This is a genomic window from Aeromonas sp. 1HA1, assembly GCF_029237385.1.
Classification (GTDB): domain Bacteria; phylum Pseudomonadota; class Gammaproteobacteria; order Enterobacterales; family Aeromonadaceae; genus Aeromonas; species Aeromonas popoffii.
The window spans coordinates 21,715-38,727 of sequence record NZ_JAACGC010000025.1; the positions used below are offsets into that span (position 1 = coordinate 21,715).

Consider the following 17,013-nt stretch of genomic DNA (forward strand, 5'->3'; position numbering starts at 1 on the left):
GAGTCGTCGGATCCCGTTCAAGGCAGGGCCTCGCTCAATCGGCGAGGCCAGGGCTCACAGCTTGCTGAACTCCCGCTGCAGGGTGAACTCCTTGGAGGTCACCAGCTTCTCGATGCGCTGCAATCTGGGCTCCAGGGTGTCAAGCTCCTGTGCGATACGGTCCAATGCCTGATGAGGGGTGACACCGGCCTGCCAGCTACGCGCCTTCATCCGCACTTCGGCAAACTCTCCCTCTTCTTTTTCATAGAGAGTGACCGGCCGCTTGTCGAGCAGAAACCAGGCGGCAATGTACGCAGTGAAGGTAATGAAACCGGCGAAGATGAGGCCGGTGATGGCCAGCAATCGCACGATCCAGGGCTCCACGCCGAAGTAGTCGGCAAGGCCGGCGCAGACGCCCGCTATCTTGCCCTGCTGAGGGTCACGATAAAGATTGCGCCCCTCCCGATTCGATGGACTCATACCTTGTTCCTCCAGCCCGGCACTTCCGCGTCCAGAATCGACTCCAGCGAGCCGACCCGCTCCTGCATCTTCTCGGCACGGGCCAGCAACCCTTGCAGCTGCTCTCGCTCGCTATCGGCGAGACCGGCGCCAATCCGTCCCTTGGCACGGTAGTGCAGCACCAGCCAGATGGGGGCCACCACGACCATGAAGACCACCATGGGAACCATCAATACGCCCAGCAGATTTTCCATCAGTTACTCCCCTTGTTTGCCTTCACGTTTGCTTTCACTCTGGCCCAGCTTCTGGCGCATCGCTTCCAGCTCTTTGCTGATCTGGTCGTCGACTTCCAGCTCGGCAAACTGCTGGGCCAGCGCCTTGTCGGATTGCCCCAGATCGGCGCGGGCTTCCATTTCGTCGATACGTCGTTCCATGCGCTCAAACTTGCTGACCACGGCCTGGCTCTCGCCACGGGCGACCTGACTTTGCACGTTGAGACGGCTGCTGGCGGCTTCGGTGCGAATCGTCATCGCCTTTTGACGGCCACGGGCATCTTCCAGCTTGGCTTCCAGCTGACGTATTTCGTCACCCAGCTTGTCGATGCCACTGTCCACCGCCTGTTGCTCGCGATAGAGCGTCTCGGCCAGTTCGGTCTGCTTCTTTTTCTCGATCAACGCGGCGCGGGCCAGATCTTCACGGCCCCTGGTCAGCGCCAGTTCAGCCTTGCCCTGCCATTCGTCAACCCGCTCCTGATGGCGGCTGACCTGACGACCGATCTCTTTCTGGCTGGCGAGGAAGCGGGCCAGATTGGAGCGCTCCTTCACCAGCTCGTCTTCCATCTCCTGGATGATCAGGCGCACCATCTTCTGGGGATCTTCAGCCTTGTCGAGCAGGGCCGTCAGGTTGGAATTGATGATGTCGGCCAGACGGGAAAAAATACTCATGATAGAACTCCTGTGATTGGCATGCGTTGTTTCTCCATTGACAATAGCAACTTGTGTGCCAATCTGGAACGGAATTTAACTTGTTGATTTATATGGGGAGGATACGTGGAGTTTCAAGATCCCCTGTACAAGTAATGATAATAATCACCAACTTTTGGTAAGATTGACCAGCTTTTACAACTGACAGGGATCACTATGACCACGGCCACGGAAAGCCTGTTGGGGGAATCCAACGCATTCCTCGAGATCATTGAGCAAGCCTCACGCCTCGCCCCACTGCGCAAACCCGTGTTGATCATCGGCGAGCGAGGGACCGGCAAGGAGCTCATCGCCCATCGCCTACATTATCTCTCGGCGCGCTGGGATCAAAGCTTTGTCACCATCAACTGCGCTACCCTGAGCGAAAACCTGCTGGAGACCGAGCTGTTTGGACACGAGGCGGGATCCTTCACCGGCGCAGCCAAGCGCCATCAGGGCCGCTTCGAGCGCGCCGATGGCGGCACCCTTTTTCTCGACGAGCTGGCCACCACCAGCGCCCGGGTGCAGGAGAAGCTGCTGCGGGTCATCGAATACGGCGAGTTTGAGCGGGTGGGTGGAGCCAAGGCCCTCAAGGTAGATGTGCGGCTGGTGTGTGCCACCAACGAGGATCTGCCGGCACTGGCCGACAGAGGGGACTTTCGCCACGATCTGCTGGACAGGCTGGCCTTTGATGTCATTACCCTGCCCCCCTTGCGGGAGCGACGCGAAGATATACTGATGCTGGCGGCACACTTCGCCCACGGCATGACCCGGGAGCTGGGCTATCCGCTGTTTGCCGGTTTCTCCCGCAAGGCGACCCAGCTACTGCTGGATTACCCCTGGCCCGGCAACGTGCGGGAGTTGAAAAACGTGGTGGAGCGCAGCATCTACCGCCAGGGTAATCCCCAGTTGCCGCTGTCCGAGCTGGTGATCAACCCCTTTGATTCCCCCTGGCGCCCCCGTTCCCGGGCAAGTCTGGCCGCTACCATCGATGAGCCCATCCAGGCGTCCGTCTCCACCCCTCCCCTCCTGCCGCAGGATCTCAAACAGGCGGTGGCGGAGTACGAGATTAATTTACTCAAGCAAGCCATGCAGCAATCCCAGTATAATCAGCGCAAAGCCGCTCAATTGCTGGCGCTGAGCTATCACCAGTTTCGCGGCATGCTGCGCAAATACCAGCTGCTGGACAGTGACAGCGATGCAGATTAAGACCCAGGGCAGCCAGGTTCAGACCGACTCCCGCAACTCGCCAGCCACGCTGGCACATTCGTATAAAAACATGGTTCTACAATGAGAATGTTCAAACCCTTGCTGCTTGGATTGCTGGTGCTGGTTACCGGTTGTCAGAAACAAGACGACGCGTCCAGAACGGGACTCATCTATTGTACAGAAGGCTCGCCCCAGACCTTTAATCCCCAGATATCCAACTCCGGAGTCACCTTGGATGCCAGCTCGCGCACCCTCTACGATCGCCTGCTGGAGGTAAACCCCAACACCCTGGCGCTGGAACCTGCACTGGCCACCGACTGGCACATCAGCGAGGATGGTCTCACCTACACACTGACCCTGCGCAAGGGGGTGACCTTTCACCATACCCCCTGGTTCAAGCCCAGTCGCACCTTCCATGCCGACGATGTGGTCTTTACCTATGCGCGCCAGCTCGATGAACAGCACCCCTATCACAACGTCTCCGGCGGCGAGTATCCCTATTTCTACAGCCTGGGGCTGGATCAGCTGATCAAGCGGGTCCATAAGAAGGGACCCGGGCAGGTCGTGTTCGAGCTGAATCGACCGGATGCTTCCTTCCTCGCCACCCTGGCCAGCGACTACGCCATCGTGCTCTCCGCCGAATATGCCAATCAGATGCAACAAGCTGGCACCCCGGCCCTGCTCGACAGCCGTCCCATCGGCACAGGACCATTCAGTTTCAAGGAGTATCGTCACAACGAGTTCATCCGCTATTTGCGCCATCCCGGTTACTGGGGCGGCGAGGCCAAAATAGAGCAGCTCATCTACGACATCACCCCCAAGTCATCCAAACGACTGGCCAAGCTGTTAACCGGCGAGTGTGACGTGATGAGCACCCCTGCTGCCAGCCAGCTCTCGGTGATTAAGCAAAAACCTGAGCTGAGCCTCTCGGTGCAATCGGGCATGAACGTCGCCTTCCTGGCCCTCAACACCCGCAAGCCGCCGTTCAACAAGGTACAAGTGCGTCAGGCCATCGCCAGCGCCATCAACATAGACAACCTGCTGCAGGCGGTCTATTTCGAGACGGGCCAGGCCGCCAACAGCCTGCTGCCCCCCCTCTCCTGGGGCTACAACCCCTCCCTGCCGATGCGCAAACCGGATCTGCAGCGGGCGCGTCAGCTGCTCAAGGAGGCGGGGTTCGAACAGGGGTTCGAGATGCAAGTGCTGGTGCAGCCAGGCTCACGCCCCTACAACCCGGACGCCCTCAAAACAGCTCAGCTGATACGAAACGATCTGGCCAGGATAGGCATCAAGCTGAAAATTGTGCAGCAGGAGTGGCCCATCACCCAGGCCCGCCTCGCCAGAGGCCAATATGACAGCCTGCTCTCTGGCTGGATTGCCGACAACGCCGATCCGGACAACTTCTTTCGCCCCTTGCTGAGCTGCGCCGCCGTCGAGCGCGGCAATAACTACAGTCGCTGGTGCAGCCCGGCCTTCGATCAGCTGCTGGACGATGCGGTCACCACGCCCCAGCTGGCGTTCCGGCTGCGCAACTACTATTACGCCCAAACCCTGCTCAACGAGCAGGTGCCACTCATTCCGCTGGCCCATGCCCTGCGCACCTTGGCCAGTCGCAGCGACATTCAGGGGCTCTCCCTGATGCCCTTTGGCGGCACCGTCTTCAACCAAGCCCACAGGGAGTAAGCATGTTTCTCTATATACTGCGTCGCATCAACCTGCTGCTCATTACCCTGCTGGCGCTGACCTTCGTCGTCTACCTGCTGGACATTCGCCTCATCGGTCAGCAAGCCAGCTTCTGGAGCGGTTATCCCGATTTCCTGCGCCGCATTCTGGATGGGGATCTGGGGCTTTCCAGCGTTTCAGGCCAGCCGGTGCTGGAAGAGATCCGTCACTACTTCCCGGCCACCCTGATCCTCTGCATGGCAGCCTTTGCCATCTCGCTGCTGATGGGTATTCCGCTCGGCACCCTGGCCGCGCTCTATCAGGGCAAGCCGCTGGATCTCTCCATCATGACCGCCGGCCTCATCGGTTATGCGGTGCCCGTCTTCTGGCTGGCGCTGCTGGTGGTGATGTTCTTCTCGCTGGAGCTGGGCTGGCTGCCCGCTTCGGGCCAGATCAGCCTGCTCTATGACGTGCCCTCCATCACCGGCATCGCTGTGTTTGACGTGCTGATGAGCAACGAGCCCTGGCGCCAGGCGGCGCTGCACGATGCCCTTCTCCACCTGATCCTGCCCTCGCTGGTGCTGGCGGTAGTGCCCACCACAGAGGTGATCCGCCACGTGCGCAGTTCACTGATCGACGTCATGAAGCAGAACTACATCAAGGCGGCGACGAGCCGGGGTCTCTCCAAGGCGCAGATAGTCTGGCGTCACGGCCTGAAAAATGCCCTGCCGCCGGTGCTGCCGCTGCTGGGTCTGCAACTGGGCAGCGTGCTCACCTCCGCCATGATCACAGAGGTCGTGTTCGAATGGCACGGGATAGGCCGCTGGCTCATCAACAGCATTGCCCTGCAGGATTACGCCGCCATCCGGGGCGCCACCCTGGTGGTCGCCGGCTTCGTCATCGTCATCAGCGTCAGCACCGAGCTGCTCACCACCCTCATCTATCCGGCGCGGCGTAAAGAACTCTATGCAAAACAAGACTAAACGCGCTCATGGCGTGACCTGGAGCCAGGTATCCTATGCAAGATAAATCAAACATCTATCCCGAGCTCAAGATCCTCTCGCCCCTTGAGCAGACGTGGGCCTCCTACAGCCGTAATCCGCTTGCCATGGCGGGACTCTGGTGCTTTTTGCTGTTGCTGCTCATCACCCTGGTGGGGCCGCTGGTCGTTCCCTACGGCATCGATGAACAGCACACCGACAAGCTGCTGCTGGCCCCCTCCTGGGCGGCGACCGGCAATATCGACTACTTCCTCGGCACCGACGATCTGGGGCGCGACATCCTCTCCCGGCTGGTGGTGGGGGCACGGCTTACCTTCGGCAACGCCCTGCTGGTGGTGATGATTGCCATGGTGGTGGGCTCCGCCATCGGCATCCTGGGTGGCATGAGCAAGGGGCTGAAATCGAGCGTGCTGCACCACCTGCTCGATACCCTGCTCTCCATCCCCTCCCTGCTGCTGGCCATCATCATGGTCGCCATCCTGGGGCCGGGCCTGTTCAATACCCTGATCGCCATCACGCTGGCACTGATCCCCCCCTTCATCCGGGCGACCTACAACGCGGTTCACACCGAGATGCAGAAGGAGTACATCATCGCCAGCCGCCTCGACGGTTCGCCGCCGCTGCGGATCATGCGTCTGGCCATTTTGCCGAATATAGTCGAGACCCTGGTCGCCCAGACTACCCGCACCCTCTCTGCCGCCATTCTCGATATCTCGGCGGTGGGTTTTCTCGGCCTCGGCGCCCAGTCGCCCCAACCGGAATGGGGTGCCATGCTGGCCGATTCGAGCGATCTCATCTATCTCGCCCCCTGGACCGTGACCCTGCCGGGCATGGCCATACTGTTCAGCGTGCTGGTCACGAACCTGGTTGGCGAAGGCATTCGTGAAGCGCTCAAAGAGGGGGACGACTGATGCGGTACTCTTTGCCGAAGATAGATAGGTTCACCATTGAACCCTGTTCATTCCTGTGCAGCGTGCGGATCAACCATGCGCTGGCCGGTGAAAGCCCTCGTGAAGCGCTCAAAAAGGGGAATGCTTAATGCCCTTGCTAGATATTCGCAACCTGACCATCGAGATCGACACGCCCCAGGGCAAGGTCAAGGCGGTAGACAAGGTGAGCCTGACCCTGACCGAGGGGGAAATCCGCGGCCTGGTCGGTGAATCGGGCTCCGGCAAGAGCCTGGTGGCCAAAGTGATCGTCGGTATCCAGAAGGACAACTGGACGGTACGTGCCGACCGGATGCGCTTCAACGACATGGATCTGCTGACCATGGCCCCCAAGGAGCGACGCCGGATCATGGGTCGCGAGATCGCCATGATCTTTCAGGACCCCATCAGCTGTCTGGACCCTTCCGAAGAGATAGGTTCCCAGCTGGAAGAGGCGATCCCGACCGATTCGTTCGAGGGGCAGTTCTGGCAGCGCTTCCAGTGGCGCAAGAAGAAGGCCATTGCCCTGCTGCACCGGGTCGGCGTCAAGGATCACCGCAAGGTGATGCGCGCCTATCCCCACGAACTGTCGGACGGCATGTGCCAGAAGGTGATGATCGCCATGGCCATTGCCAACAAGCCGCGTCTGCTGGTAGCCGATGAGCCCACCAGCGCCATGGAGTCCACGACCCACTCCCAGATCCTGCGGCTGCTGGACAAGATGAACAAGCTGGGCAACACCACCATCCTCATCATCAGCAACGACATCGCGGCCATCGCCAACCTGACCAACACCATCAACGTGATGTACTGCGGCCAGATGGTGGAGGTAGGCACCCGGGAGCAGATCCTGACCTCGCCCCATCACCCCTATACCGATGCCCTGCTCAAGTCCATTCCCGACTTTGACAAGCTGGTGCGCCACAAGTCACGGCTCGAAACCCTGCCCGGGGTGATACCGCCGCTACAGCACCTGCCCATCGGTTGTCGGCTCGGTCCCCGCTGCCCCTATGCCCAGAAACAGTGCGTACAGACGCCACTGATGAGCAAGATCAAAGGGCACCAGTTCAGCTGCCACTTCCCGCTGAACATGGAAGAGCCGAAAAAATGAATTCAACACGTTATCAGCCCGTGGCCGTATGCTCTGCCACCAAGGAGCCAGGACAGTGATCGAACCCTCCCTGCTGCAGGTCAGAGGCCTTAGCAAGACCTATCAGAACCGCACCGGCCTGTTTCGGCGTCAGGCGGTCGAAGCCATCAAGCCGCTCTCGTTTGACCTTGAGGTCGGCCAGACCCTGGCCATCGTCGGCGAGGCCGGCTCCGGCAAGAGTACGCTGGCGCGGATCCTGGCGGGCATGATAGAACCCACCGCCGGCGAGATCGCCATCGAGGGTCAGACGCTGGTCCATGGCGACTATCAGACCCGCTGCAAGCTGCTGCGGATGATCTTCCAGGACCCCAACTCCTCTCTCAATCGCAAGATCCGGGTCGGCCAGATCCTGGAGACACCGCTGCGGCTCAACACAGAGATGAGCGACGAGGAGCGGCACGACAAGGTGGTACAGACCCTGCGCATGGTGGGCATGTTGCCGGATCACGCCCTCTTCTATCCGCAGATGCTCTCCGCCGGTCAACAGCAGCGGGTGGCACTGGCCCGGGCACTCATTCTCAACCCCAAAATCGTGGTAGCCGATGAGGCACTCTCCACCCTGGACATCTCGGTACGCTCCCAGATCATCAACCTGCTGCTTGAGATGCAGGAGACCATGGGGCTGAGCTATGTACTGGTGGCCAACGATCTGGGGGTCGTGAGCCACATCAGTGACGAGGTGCTGGTGATGCACGAAGGACGGGTGGTGGAGCGTGGCAAGACGCTCAAGGTGTTCGCCGATCCCCAGCACGAGGTGACGCGCCGCCTGATCCAGAACTACAACAACGAATACCGCCGCTGATCCCCAGGCCGGAGCCGACCCTGGTACCGGCCAACCCTCTTCGTCATCTGCTTGAAAAAGCCTAAAAAAATCCCGGCTCAGGGGCCGGGAACTGCGCTCAAAAATGAATGCATCGCACGTAGTAGGAACATGGCCATGGTAGGCCGCGCCTCTTACGTCAACCATTGTCAGATCTGACAGGCCGCCCGCTATGGAACCTGAACTGCGGATCCGGCGAGCAGATAAGCTCGGCTTCAATCCGGCCAAAGTAGGCGACCCGCTCACGGATATCCTCCCCCGCATACTGCTCGGCCAAGGCCAGATAGTCCTGATAGTGGCGCGCCTCCGAACGCAGCAGGGAGACATAGAAGCGACCCAGCTCCTCGTCCAGATGAGGCGCCAGCTTGGCAAAGCGCTCGCAGGAACGCGCCTCTATGTAGGCGCCAATGATCAACTTGTCGACTATGGTGGCAGGCTCGTGAGTGCGTACATGCTGCATCAGGTTGCGGGCATAGCGGGAGGCGGTCACGGGGCCATAGGGGATGTTGCGCGCAGCCATCAGCGCCAGCACCTGCTCGAAGTGGTGCAGCTCCTCCTGGATGAGCCGCACCATGGGAAACAGCAGCGGATTGCGCGCCAGCTCCTCGAACACGGTGCGATCAGACTCCCCCATGCTGCGCTTGCCCAGGATCTCGGCCTTCTCCGGGATGGCATCCAGCTCCCGATAAAATGCCAGCTTGGGCAACAGATGGCGCTTGCCCTTGGGCAGGCAGTAGCGCCGCACCAGGCTGTGGGCGGTGAGCGCAGCCTTGTTCTCGCAGTTCGCATGATCGATGAGCAGGGTAGGCAGATGGGCGGGATCTCGCGCCATGGCCACCCACTCGTCCGGGGTCTCACACTGCAAAAACTGGTGCACGGGGGCTAGCAGGTCATCCATCTGAATTCTCGTCTGTTCTGGTTGATACGGCGGCGCGATAGGTGCGCGGATGCCCATGCTAGCGGATCCCGCCGCCACTGCCCACACCCTGCGGTATAAGTGATTATTTTTACAGCAGATACCCCTCTGTTCAGCCGCCCAGACACGACAATGGGGGCCGCGGCCCCCATCTCATATCTTTCATGAACAACGAAAACGTTTAACTACCTTCGTTAAAAATTTCCAGGTTGCTGGTGCCTTCCTGCCACTCACGCACCGCCTTGTTGTCGTCGCTGCGCAAGGCATTCAGGTGGTCCAGATAAGATTGATCCACATCGGAGGTGACATAGTGACCGTTGAACACCGAGGTCTCGAAGTGACGCAGCTCGGGGTTGATCTCCCGCACCGCCTCTTCCAGATCTTCCAGATCCTGGAAAATCAGACCATCGGCACCGATCAGCTTGCACACCTCTTCCACTTCCCGACCGTGGGCGATCAGCTCGTTGGCAGTGGGCATGTCGATACCATAGACGTTGGGAAAGCGGATCTCCGGTGCCGCCGAGGCGAAGTAAACCTTGGCCGCCCCCGCTTCACGGGCCATCTGGATGATCTGCTCCGAGGTGGTGCCGCGCACGATAGAGTCATCCACCAACAACACCTTCTTGCCCTTGAATTCCGAGCTGATAGCATTGAGCTTGCGACGTACCGACTTCTTGCGCTGGGTCTGACCCGGCATGATGAAGGTACGGCCTATGTAGCGGTTCTTCACAAAGCCCTGACGGTAAGGCAGGTCGAGGGTATGGGCTATCTCCAGCGCCACGTCACAGGAGGTCTCGGGGATGGGAATGACCACATCCACGTCCAGATCTTCCCACTCACGTGCAATCTTCTGACCCAGCTTGCGACCCATGTTAAGGCGGGCGGCGTAGACGGAGACCTTGTCGATGCATGAATCGGGACGGGCGAAGTAGACATATTCGAAGATGCAGGAGCTCATCTGCGGATTTTCCGCACACTGCTCGGAGAAGAGCTGTCCCTGCTCGGTGATGTAGATGGCTTCACCGGGGGCGACGTCACGTACCGTCTCGAAACCGATGGCGTCCAGCGCCACGCTCTCGGAGGCGAGCATGTACTCCACCTGGCCCTGCTCATCGGCCCGACGACCCAGGATCAGCGGACGAATGCCGTTGGGATCGCGAAACCCAATGAGACCGTGACCAATCACCAGCGAGACCACGGCATAAGCACCGCGGATCTGCTGATGGGTCTTGCGCACCGCAGAGAAGATATCCTCCGGCCGCAGTGCCATCTTGTCGCACAGATCCAGTTCGTGGGCCAGCACGTTCAGCAGCACTTCCGAATCGGAGGTGGTGTTGATGTGGCGACGGGCCACCTTGAACTGCTGCTCCTTGAGATCCTTGGCATTGGTGAGGTTGCCGTTGTGGGCCAGCACCATGCCGTAGGGGGAGTTCACGTAAAAAGGTTGGGCTTCAGCGGCACTTGAGCTGCCTGCGGTGGGATATCTGACATGACCTATGCCGATGTTCCCTTGCAGACGCTGCATGTGACGCACTTCAAACACGTCCTTCACCAGGCCGTTGGCCTTACGTTGCCGGAAGTTTCCACTGTCTATGGTCACGATCCCGGCGGCATCCTGTCCCCTGTGTTGCAACACCGTCAAGGCGTCGTAGAGGGCCTGATTGACGGGGGTGGTGCCAACTATACCGACAATACCACACATGTCTTTGCTACCTCGAAGTCACTATACCTGTTTAAGATAACTGGACGAGTTCAACATGAACCCGAAAAACCACTGGATCACCGGTTTGAACTCGGGAACCAGTTTGGACACCACCCACCAGTCGCTCTGGGAGAGGCTGGTAAAGGTATCCATAAAAAACAGCAGGGCACTGACAACCAGTACCCCGCGAATGGCGCCAAAACAGATGCCGAGCACCCGATCCGTGCCTGACAGGCCGGTCTTTTCAACCAGCAGCCCCACCACGTAGTTCACCACGGCGCCCAGGATCAGGGTCGCCACGAACAGAGCGGCGATGGCCAGGCCGTTGCGCACCATGGGATCCGAGAAGGAGGTAAAATAGATGGCGAGATCGGGATAGAAATGGCTGGCGATGAAGAAGGCTATAAACCAGGTAACAAGCGACATGGCTTCCTTGACAAAGCCGCGCACCAGGCTGATGAGGGCGGAAAAGCCGATGATGCCGATGATGGCGTAATCAATCCAGACCATAGAGAAAAGTGTCCTGCGAAATTGCGGCGCAGTCTAACAAAAACGATTGCGGAATGCTTGGGAAAGTTTTGCTGCACCGCGCCTGCGGATAAAAACGGGCGCCTGTCTGGCGCCCTGTGGGAAGTCAACCACCGACCTGGTAGAAGGTAGCCGCGCCGGGACCAACCGGCAAACCGAGCATGAATACCCAGACGTAGAAGAGCAGGCTCCAGCCCACCAGAAACACCAGCGTATAGGGCAACATGGTTGCAATCAGGGTGCCTATTCCCAGAGACTTCTGGTAACGCACCGCCACCGCCAGGATAAGTCCGAAATAACTCATCATGGGGGTGATGATATTGGTCACAGAGTCGCCTATCCGGTACGCCGCCTGTATCACCTCAGGGGAGTAGCCGATCAGCATCAACATGGGAACGAAAATGGGGGCCGTCACAGCCCACTGGGCGGATGCTGACCCAATCATCAGGTTGATAAAGGCACACATCAGAATGAAGCCGAAGAAGAGCCAGGGACCTGTCAGACCCAGAGATTGCAGCAGCTCGGCCCCCTTCACCGCAAACACGGTGCCAAAGTTGGTCCAGGAGAAGTAGGCAACGAACTGGGCAGCAAAGAACACCAGTACGATATACATCCCCATGGTGCCCATGCTGGTGGACATGGCTTTGATCACATCCTGATCGCTCTTCATGGTTCCCACCACCTTGCCATAGACGAAGCCGGGAATGGCGAAGAAGATGAAGATGAAGGCAACAATCCCGTGCAGGAAGGGGGAGCCTGCAATGGCACCCGTATCCGGATGACGCAGGATGCCATCTGCCGGTACCACCGTCAGGGCCAGCAGAGCACTCACTACCAGCACAGCCACCAGAGCAGACCAGAGCCCGCGCTTCTCCTGCACACTCAGAGGTTCAGCCTTCTGATCCAGCACCACGCTGGCGTCGCTGGGATCATACTTGCCGAGCTTGGGTTCCACTATCTTCTCTGTCACCCAGGCCCCCAACAAGGTAACTAGGAAGGTGCTGACAAACATGAAGTACCAGTTCACCTCGGGACCAACCACATAGGTGGGATCTATGATGCGAGCCGATATCTGGGTGATCCCGGCCAGCAGGGGGTCCACTGTACCGAGCAGCAGGTTAGCGGAATAGCCGCCTGACACGCCAGCAAACGCCGCAGCCAGACCGGCCAGGGGATGACGACCCAATGAGTGGAATATCATGGCTGACAGCGGAATAAGCACCACATAGCCAAGTTCAGCGGCAGTGTTTGCCATAATGCCGGCAAACACCACTGTGAGGGTGACCATGCGCCGTGATGCGCTCATCACCAGGCCACGCATGGCGGCACTGAGCAAGCCCGAGTGTTCGGCAATACCCACACCAAGCAGCGCAACCAGTACTGTACCCAACGGGGCGAAGCCGGTGAAGTTGGTCACCAGATTGGAGACGATACGCTGCAGACCATCGGCACTGAACAGGCTGATCACCGTGATCATGCCGTCGATGCTGCGACCCGGAGCGCCTTCCGGGCGAGGGTCAACCACACTCACCTCGAACCAGGCCGCCACACCGGAGGCCAGGATCAGCGTGAGGGAGAAGAGCGCAAACAAGGTGATAGGGTGTGGCAACAAATTGCCCAGCCACTCCACCCCATTGAGAAAACGGTTAAACAAACCGGGGCGAGCGGGCACCAATGGTGTCGTCCTCGACGTCATTCATTACTCCTTATTCATTTGAAACATGCCACCGGCCAGTGCAGCCGATATGCCTGCGCTTCTAATGAACGTAAGCAAGGACACAATACGCACCCTGATCACCGAACCGGAATCAATCCTTGATGAATTGACCGCGAGCCTTTTACCTTCCTCCAACTGAATACAACATGAACGCAAAGTTCTGAAACAAAAAAGCCATGGCGAACCATGGCTTTTAACATGAAGGCGACAGGATCAGCCTATGTGGGTCAGACCACCCATGTAGGATTGCAGCGCAGCCGGGATGGCGATGCGGCCATCTTCCTGCTGGTAGTTCTCCATCACGGCCACCAAGGTGCGACTAATAGCGAGACCGGAGCCGTTCAGGGTGTGCAGCAGTTGTGGCTTGCCGTCGATGCGGACGCGAGCCTGCATGCGGCGCGCCTGGAAGTCGGTGCAGTTGGAGACAGAGGAGATCTCGCGGTAAGTGTTCTGGGCCGGCAGCCACACTTCCAGATCGTAGGTCTTGGCAGCGCAGAAGCCCATATCACCGGTAGAGAGCGCCATCACGCGATACGGCAGCTCCAGCAGTTGCAGCACCTTCTCGGCGTGACCGGCCATCTCTTCCAGCGCATCCCAAGATTTCTCCGGGTGAACCAGCTGAACCATCTCGACCTTGTCGAACTGGTGCATACGGATGAGGCCACGGGTATCACGACCGTAGGAACCCGCTTCGGAGCGGAAGCAGGGGCTGTGGGCCGTCATCTTGATCGGCAGCTCTTGGGCGTCAAAGATCTCGTCACGGGCCATGTTGGTGAGCGGCACTTCGGAGGTCGGGATCAGGGAGAATTTGCGCAGCTTGCCCTCCTCTTCCCCTTCACCCTCGATACCGGTGTTGAACAGGTCTTCGGAGAACTTCGGCAGCTGACCTGTGCCATACAGGCTGTCCGGGTTCACCAGATAAGGCACGTAGCACTCGGTGTAACCGTGCTGCTGGGTATGCAGATCCAGCATGAACTGAGCCAGGGCACGGTGCAGACGGGCAATCTGACCCTTCATCACCACAAAACGGGTACCGGAGAGTTTGACGCCGTTTTTGAAGTCAACGCCCTTGGCCGCTTCGCCCAGATCGATGTGATCGCGTACCGGGAAGCTGAACTCCCGCGGGGTACCCCAGTGGCGAACGATCACGTTGTCGTTCTCGTCACGACCCACCGGAGTGGTCTCGCTCGGCAGGTTGGGGATGGCATCGGCAATGGCTTTCAGCTGTACCAGCAGGGCATCCAGCTCGACCTTGCTGGTTTCAAGCTCGTCGTTAATCTTGGTCACGTCGGCCTTGAGCGGGGCCACATCCTCACCACGACGGGCAGCCTCACCGATGGACTTGGAGCGGGCGTTGCGCTCGGCCTGCAGCTCCTGGGTACGGGACTGCAGATCCTTGCGTTTCTCTTCCAGAGCATTGACAGCCGCTACGTCCAGAACGTAGCCACGTGTCGCCAGACGAGCGGCAGCTTCATCAATCTCGCTACGCAGATATTTGGGATCCAGCATGGTTTACCTACTTTTTTAAAATGGGATCTGGGCCTGGGTCATCATGACCGGGCGAGAGAACAGATCCGGAAGTTAACATCGGTTGGCGCCCCCCTATCGTCTTCAGGATCGCGCCTTCAAAATCAGGCCTTCGAAATCAAGAAGATGGCGCAAGGCCGAGACAAGCGGGGTCAGAGGGCCAGTGTATCAGACCGCCCCCCCGCCCGAACAGGGACTATTTACGTCGTTTTCACGGACCTCACCGGTCGGGAAGACTCCCGGAACCTCCCTCGAACCCCATTCCTGACCACAGAGGCAAACCGGTACCTGAACTGCCTCATTTGAACAAGTGCATTCACCGGCCACCCCTCTGCCAACCGGGCTGTTCGAGGCGCCAGCCTGCTACTTGCCCCTTTGTTGCGGGCTCTGCCGGTCCAGCTCATGGAGGTAGTCAAGCTTTTGGGCAATCTGCTTCTCAAGACCGCGATCCGTGGGCTGATAGTACTGCTTGCCTGCCAGCTCTGGCGGGAAGTAGCTCTCGCCGGCTGCGTAGGCCCCCGGCTCGTCGTGGGCATAACGATACTCGGCACCATAACCCAGCTCGCTCATCAGCTTGGTGGGTGCGTTGCGAAGATGCGGTGGCACCTCGAAGTCGGGCAGGTTTTTCGCATCGTTGAGCGCTGCCTTCCAGGCGGTGTAGACCGCATTGCTCTTGGGGGCGCAGGCGAGATAGACGATGGCCTGGGCGATGGCGCGCTCCCCTTCGGCAGGGCCGATGCGATGAAAGCAATCCCAGGCCGACAGGGCGACCTGCATGGCGCGCGGATCGGCGTTGCCCACATCTTCCGAAGCGATGGCCAGCAAGCGGCGGGCAATATAGAGCGGATCGCAACCAGCGCTCACCATGCGGGCGTACCAGTAGAGCGCCGCATCCGGGGCCGAGCCGCGAATGGATTTGTGCACCGCCGAGATGAGGTCATAGAAGTGATCCCCCCCCTTGTCGAATCGGGCCACGTGCTCCCCTACCACGGCGGCGAGCAGGGCGCTGTCGATCACTCTCTTCCCTGCACCATTGGTCTCGGCCATGTCGGCCAACAGCTCCAGATAGTTGAGGGATTTGCGCCCGTCCCCATCCACCGCCTTGGCCAGCGCCTCTTTGACGCCGGGGGCAAAGGTGAGCGCCGGATCATTGAGACCGCGCGGATCCTGCATTGCCTGCTCGATCATGGCGAGGATGTCGCTCTCTTCCAGCCGCTTGAGCAGATAGACCCGGGCCCGGGAGAGCAGTGCGTTGTTGAGTTCGAACGAGGGGTTTTCGGTGGTGGCGCCGATAAAGGTGATGGTGCCGTCTTCGATGTGGGGCAGGAACACATCCTGCTGGCTCTTGTTGAAGCGGTGCACCTCATCCACAAACAGGATGGTGCGTACCCCGCGCCAGCTGTTCTCCTTCGCCTTGTCGATGGCGGCGCGGATCTCCTTGATGCCGGAGGTCACTGCCGAGAGTCGCTCCACTTCCGCCTGGCAGTAGTGCGCCATCAGCTCCGCCAGGGTGGTCTTGCCGGTGCCGGGAGGTCCCCACAGGATCATCGAGTGACAATGACCCGCCAGGATCGCTTTGCGCAGGGGCTTGTCAGCCCCCAGAATATGCTGCTGACCAATATACTGGTCTAGGTTTTGCGGCCGCATCCGGGCCGCCAGCGGGCGAAAGTCCGATGAGAAATCCAGCGACAAGTTACTCATCTGTATTGACCCCCAGCGTCACACCACTCGCCTTTGACTGGCGCAGTGGCGAGCAATCCAACGACCGCATGCTCATCAGCGCTGGTCGTCCAGCGCGACCCCCTTCGGGATCTTGAAAACAAATTCGTTGCCCTTGAGCACCGGCTTACGGTTGAAACTGCTCAGGGTGAATTCACTCCACTGCCCCTGCGCCTCTTTCACATCGAAACGACTGATGTTGTCTTGTCTGTCGAAGGTGACGCGGAAGGAGGCGATCAGCTCATCCTTGTTGCGACTGGTGACGATGTAGACATCCCCCTCCTGAGTCACGTCATAGTTCTTCCAGAATTTGTCGTCATTACCGGCGATCAGAATAAAGGGAGTATTGAGGACCGCATCCTTGAGCTTGAGGACAGTGACCTGCTCGACGAAGGGGTCATAGACCCACACATCCTGACCGTCGGCCACGATCAGGCTCTCGTCCGGCGAGGTGGTGTGCCAGTTGAAGCGGTTCGGACGCTGCACCAGCAGATCGCCGCTGGCCTTTTGCAGCTCCTTGCCCTTGCTGTCATAGACGGTCTGGGCAAACTTGGCGGAGAAGAGGCTGACACCCGCCAGCTTCTGTTTGAGATCACTGGCCGCATCGGCCCACACCTGGCTGCTGGCCATCAGCAGCACGGTACCCATCAACAGTTGCTTTTTCATCACGATCTTCATAAAGACGCTCTCGATAAAAGGCCACGCCCGTGGAGGGCATGGCCAGGGATAGTATGAA

16 protein-coding genes are annotated in these 17,013 nt (G+C 59.4%); 6 read left to right on the forward strand and 10 right to left on the reverse strand.

The genetic code is table 11. The annotated features are described in order from the left end of the window. Positions 1-54: 54 nt before the first annotated feature. The 3 genes from pspC to pspA are packed head-to-tail and all read right to left on the reverse strand — an operon-like array spanning position 55 to position 1,382. Positions 55-459 (reverse strand): envelope stress response membrane protein PspC, encoded by a 405-nt coding sequence (pspC, locus tag GWQ22_RS10045; protein ID WP_212514713.1) that lies wholly within the window; start codon positions 457-459, stop codon positions 55-57. Then, complete coding sequence (gene pspB, locus GWQ22_RS10050; RefSeq protein ID WP_042035437.1) at positions 456-692, reverse strand: envelope stress response membrane protein PspB; 237 nt, start codon at positions 690-692, stop codon at positions 456-458. The genes pspC and pspB overlap by 4 nt, the downstream gene beginning before the upstream one ends. A gap of 3 nt (positions 693-695) precedes the next feature. After that, positions 696-1,382: a phage shock protein PspA gene (gene pspA, locus GWQ22_RS10055; RefSeq protein WP_275930204.1), complete on the reverse strand. Its 687-nt coding sequence runs from the start codon at positions 1,380-1,382 to the stop codon at positions 696-698. Between the two features lie 195 nt (positions 1,383-1,577). Between pspA and pspF the strand changes: the two genes are divergently transcribed. The 6 genes from pspF (at position 1,578) to GWQ22_RS10085 (ending at position 8,150) form a co-directional block, all read left to right on the forward strand. Further along, a complete protein-coding gene (gene pspF / locus GWQ22_RS10060; protein ID WP_275930205.1) occupies positions 1,578-2,609 on the forward strand; it encodes a phage shock protein operon transcriptional activator in 1,032 nt (343 codons plus the stop codon). A gap of 87 nt (positions 2,610-2,696) precedes the next feature. Next, positions 2,697-4,292, forward strand: coding sequence for an ABC transporter substrate-binding protein SapA (gene sapA, locus GWQ22_RS10065; RefSeq protein ID WP_275930219.1), 1,596 nt, complete (start codon positions 2,697-2,699; stop codon positions 4,290-4,292). 2 nt (positions 4,293-4,294) lie between these two features. Continuing rightward, positions 4,295-5,254: an ABC transporter permease subunit gene (locus GWQ22_RS10070; RefSeq protein WP_275930206.1), complete on the forward strand. Its 960-nt coding sequence runs from the start codon at positions 4,295-4,297 to the stop codon at positions 5,252-5,254. 35 nt (positions 5,255-5,289) lie between these two features. Then, positions 5,290-6,183, forward strand: a complete 894-nt coding sequence (locus GWQ22_RS10075) for an ABC transporter permease subunit (protein ID WP_042035424.1) — start codon at positions 5,290-5,292, stop codon at positions 6,181-6,183. A 127-nt stretch (positions 6,184-6,310) separates the two neighbouring features. Next, positions 6,311-7,309 (forward strand): oligopeptide/dipeptide ABC transporter ATP-binding protein, encoded by a 999-nt coding sequence (locus tag GWQ22_RS10080; protein ID WP_212514716.1) that lies wholly within the window; start codon positions 6,311-6,313, stop codon positions 7,307-7,309. A 55-nt stretch (positions 7,310-7,364) separates the two neighbouring features. Next, positions 7,365-8,150 (forward strand): ABC transporter ATP-binding protein, encoded by a 786-nt coding sequence (locus tag GWQ22_RS10085; protein ID WP_042035419.1) that lies wholly within the window; start codon positions 7,365-7,367, stop codon positions 8,148-8,150. 157 nt (positions 8,151-8,307) lie between these two features. Here the strand turns inward: GWQ22_RS10085 and miaE are convergent, their stop codons facing one another. The 7 genes from miaE to lolA all read right to left on the reverse strand — a co-directional run bounded on the left by miaE (position 8,308) and on the right by lolA (position 16,943). Next, a complete protein-coding gene (gene miaE / locus GWQ22_RS10090; protein WP_108536729.1) occupies positions 8,308-9,066 on the reverse strand; it encodes a tRNA isopentenyl-2-thiomethyl-A-37 hydroxylase MiaE in 759 nt (252 codons plus the stop codon). 199 nt (positions 9,067-9,265) lie between these two features. Then, positions 9,266-10,786 carry an amidophosphoribosyltransferase gene (purF, locus tag GWQ22_RS10095; RefSeq protein ID WP_042035416.1) on the reverse strand — a complete coding sequence of 507 codons (1,521 nt, stop codon included), beginning with the start codon at positions 10,784-10,786 and terminating at the stop codon, positions 9,266-9,268. A gap of 21 nt (positions 10,787-10,807) precedes the next feature. Further along, positions 10,808-11,296 (reverse strand): CvpA family protein, encoded by a 489-nt coding sequence (locus GWQ22_RS10100; RefSeq protein ID WP_042035415.1) that lies wholly within the window; start codon positions 11,294-11,296, stop codon positions 10,808-10,810. Between the two features lie 124 nt (positions 11,297-11,420). Beyond that, complete coding sequence (locus GWQ22_RS10105; RefSeq protein ID WP_275930207.1) at positions 11,421-13,010, reverse strand: AbgT family transporter; 1,590 nt, start codon at positions 13,008-13,010, stop codon at positions 11,421-11,423. A 234-nt stretch (positions 13,011-13,244) separates the two neighbouring features. Continuing rightward, positions 13,245-14,540, reverse strand: coding sequence for a serine--tRNA ligase (serS, locus tag GWQ22_RS10110; protein WP_275930208.1), 1,296 nt, complete (start codon positions 14,538-14,540; stop codon positions 13,245-13,247). A gap of 381 nt (positions 14,541-14,921) precedes the next feature. Further along, positions 14,922-16,259, reverse strand: coding sequence for a replication-associated recombination protein A (locus tag GWQ22_RS10115; protein WP_275930209.1), 1,338 nt, complete (start codon positions 16,257-16,259; stop codon positions 14,922-14,924). A 75-nt stretch (positions 16,260-16,334) separates the two neighbouring features. Next, positions 16,335-16,943 (reverse strand): outer membrane lipoprotein chaperone LolA, encoded by a 609-nt coding sequence (lolA, locus tag GWQ22_RS10120; protein WP_275930210.1) that lies wholly within the window; start codon positions 16,941-16,943, stop codon positions 16,335-16,337. Between the last annotated feature and the right edge of the window lie 70 nt (positions 16,944-17,013).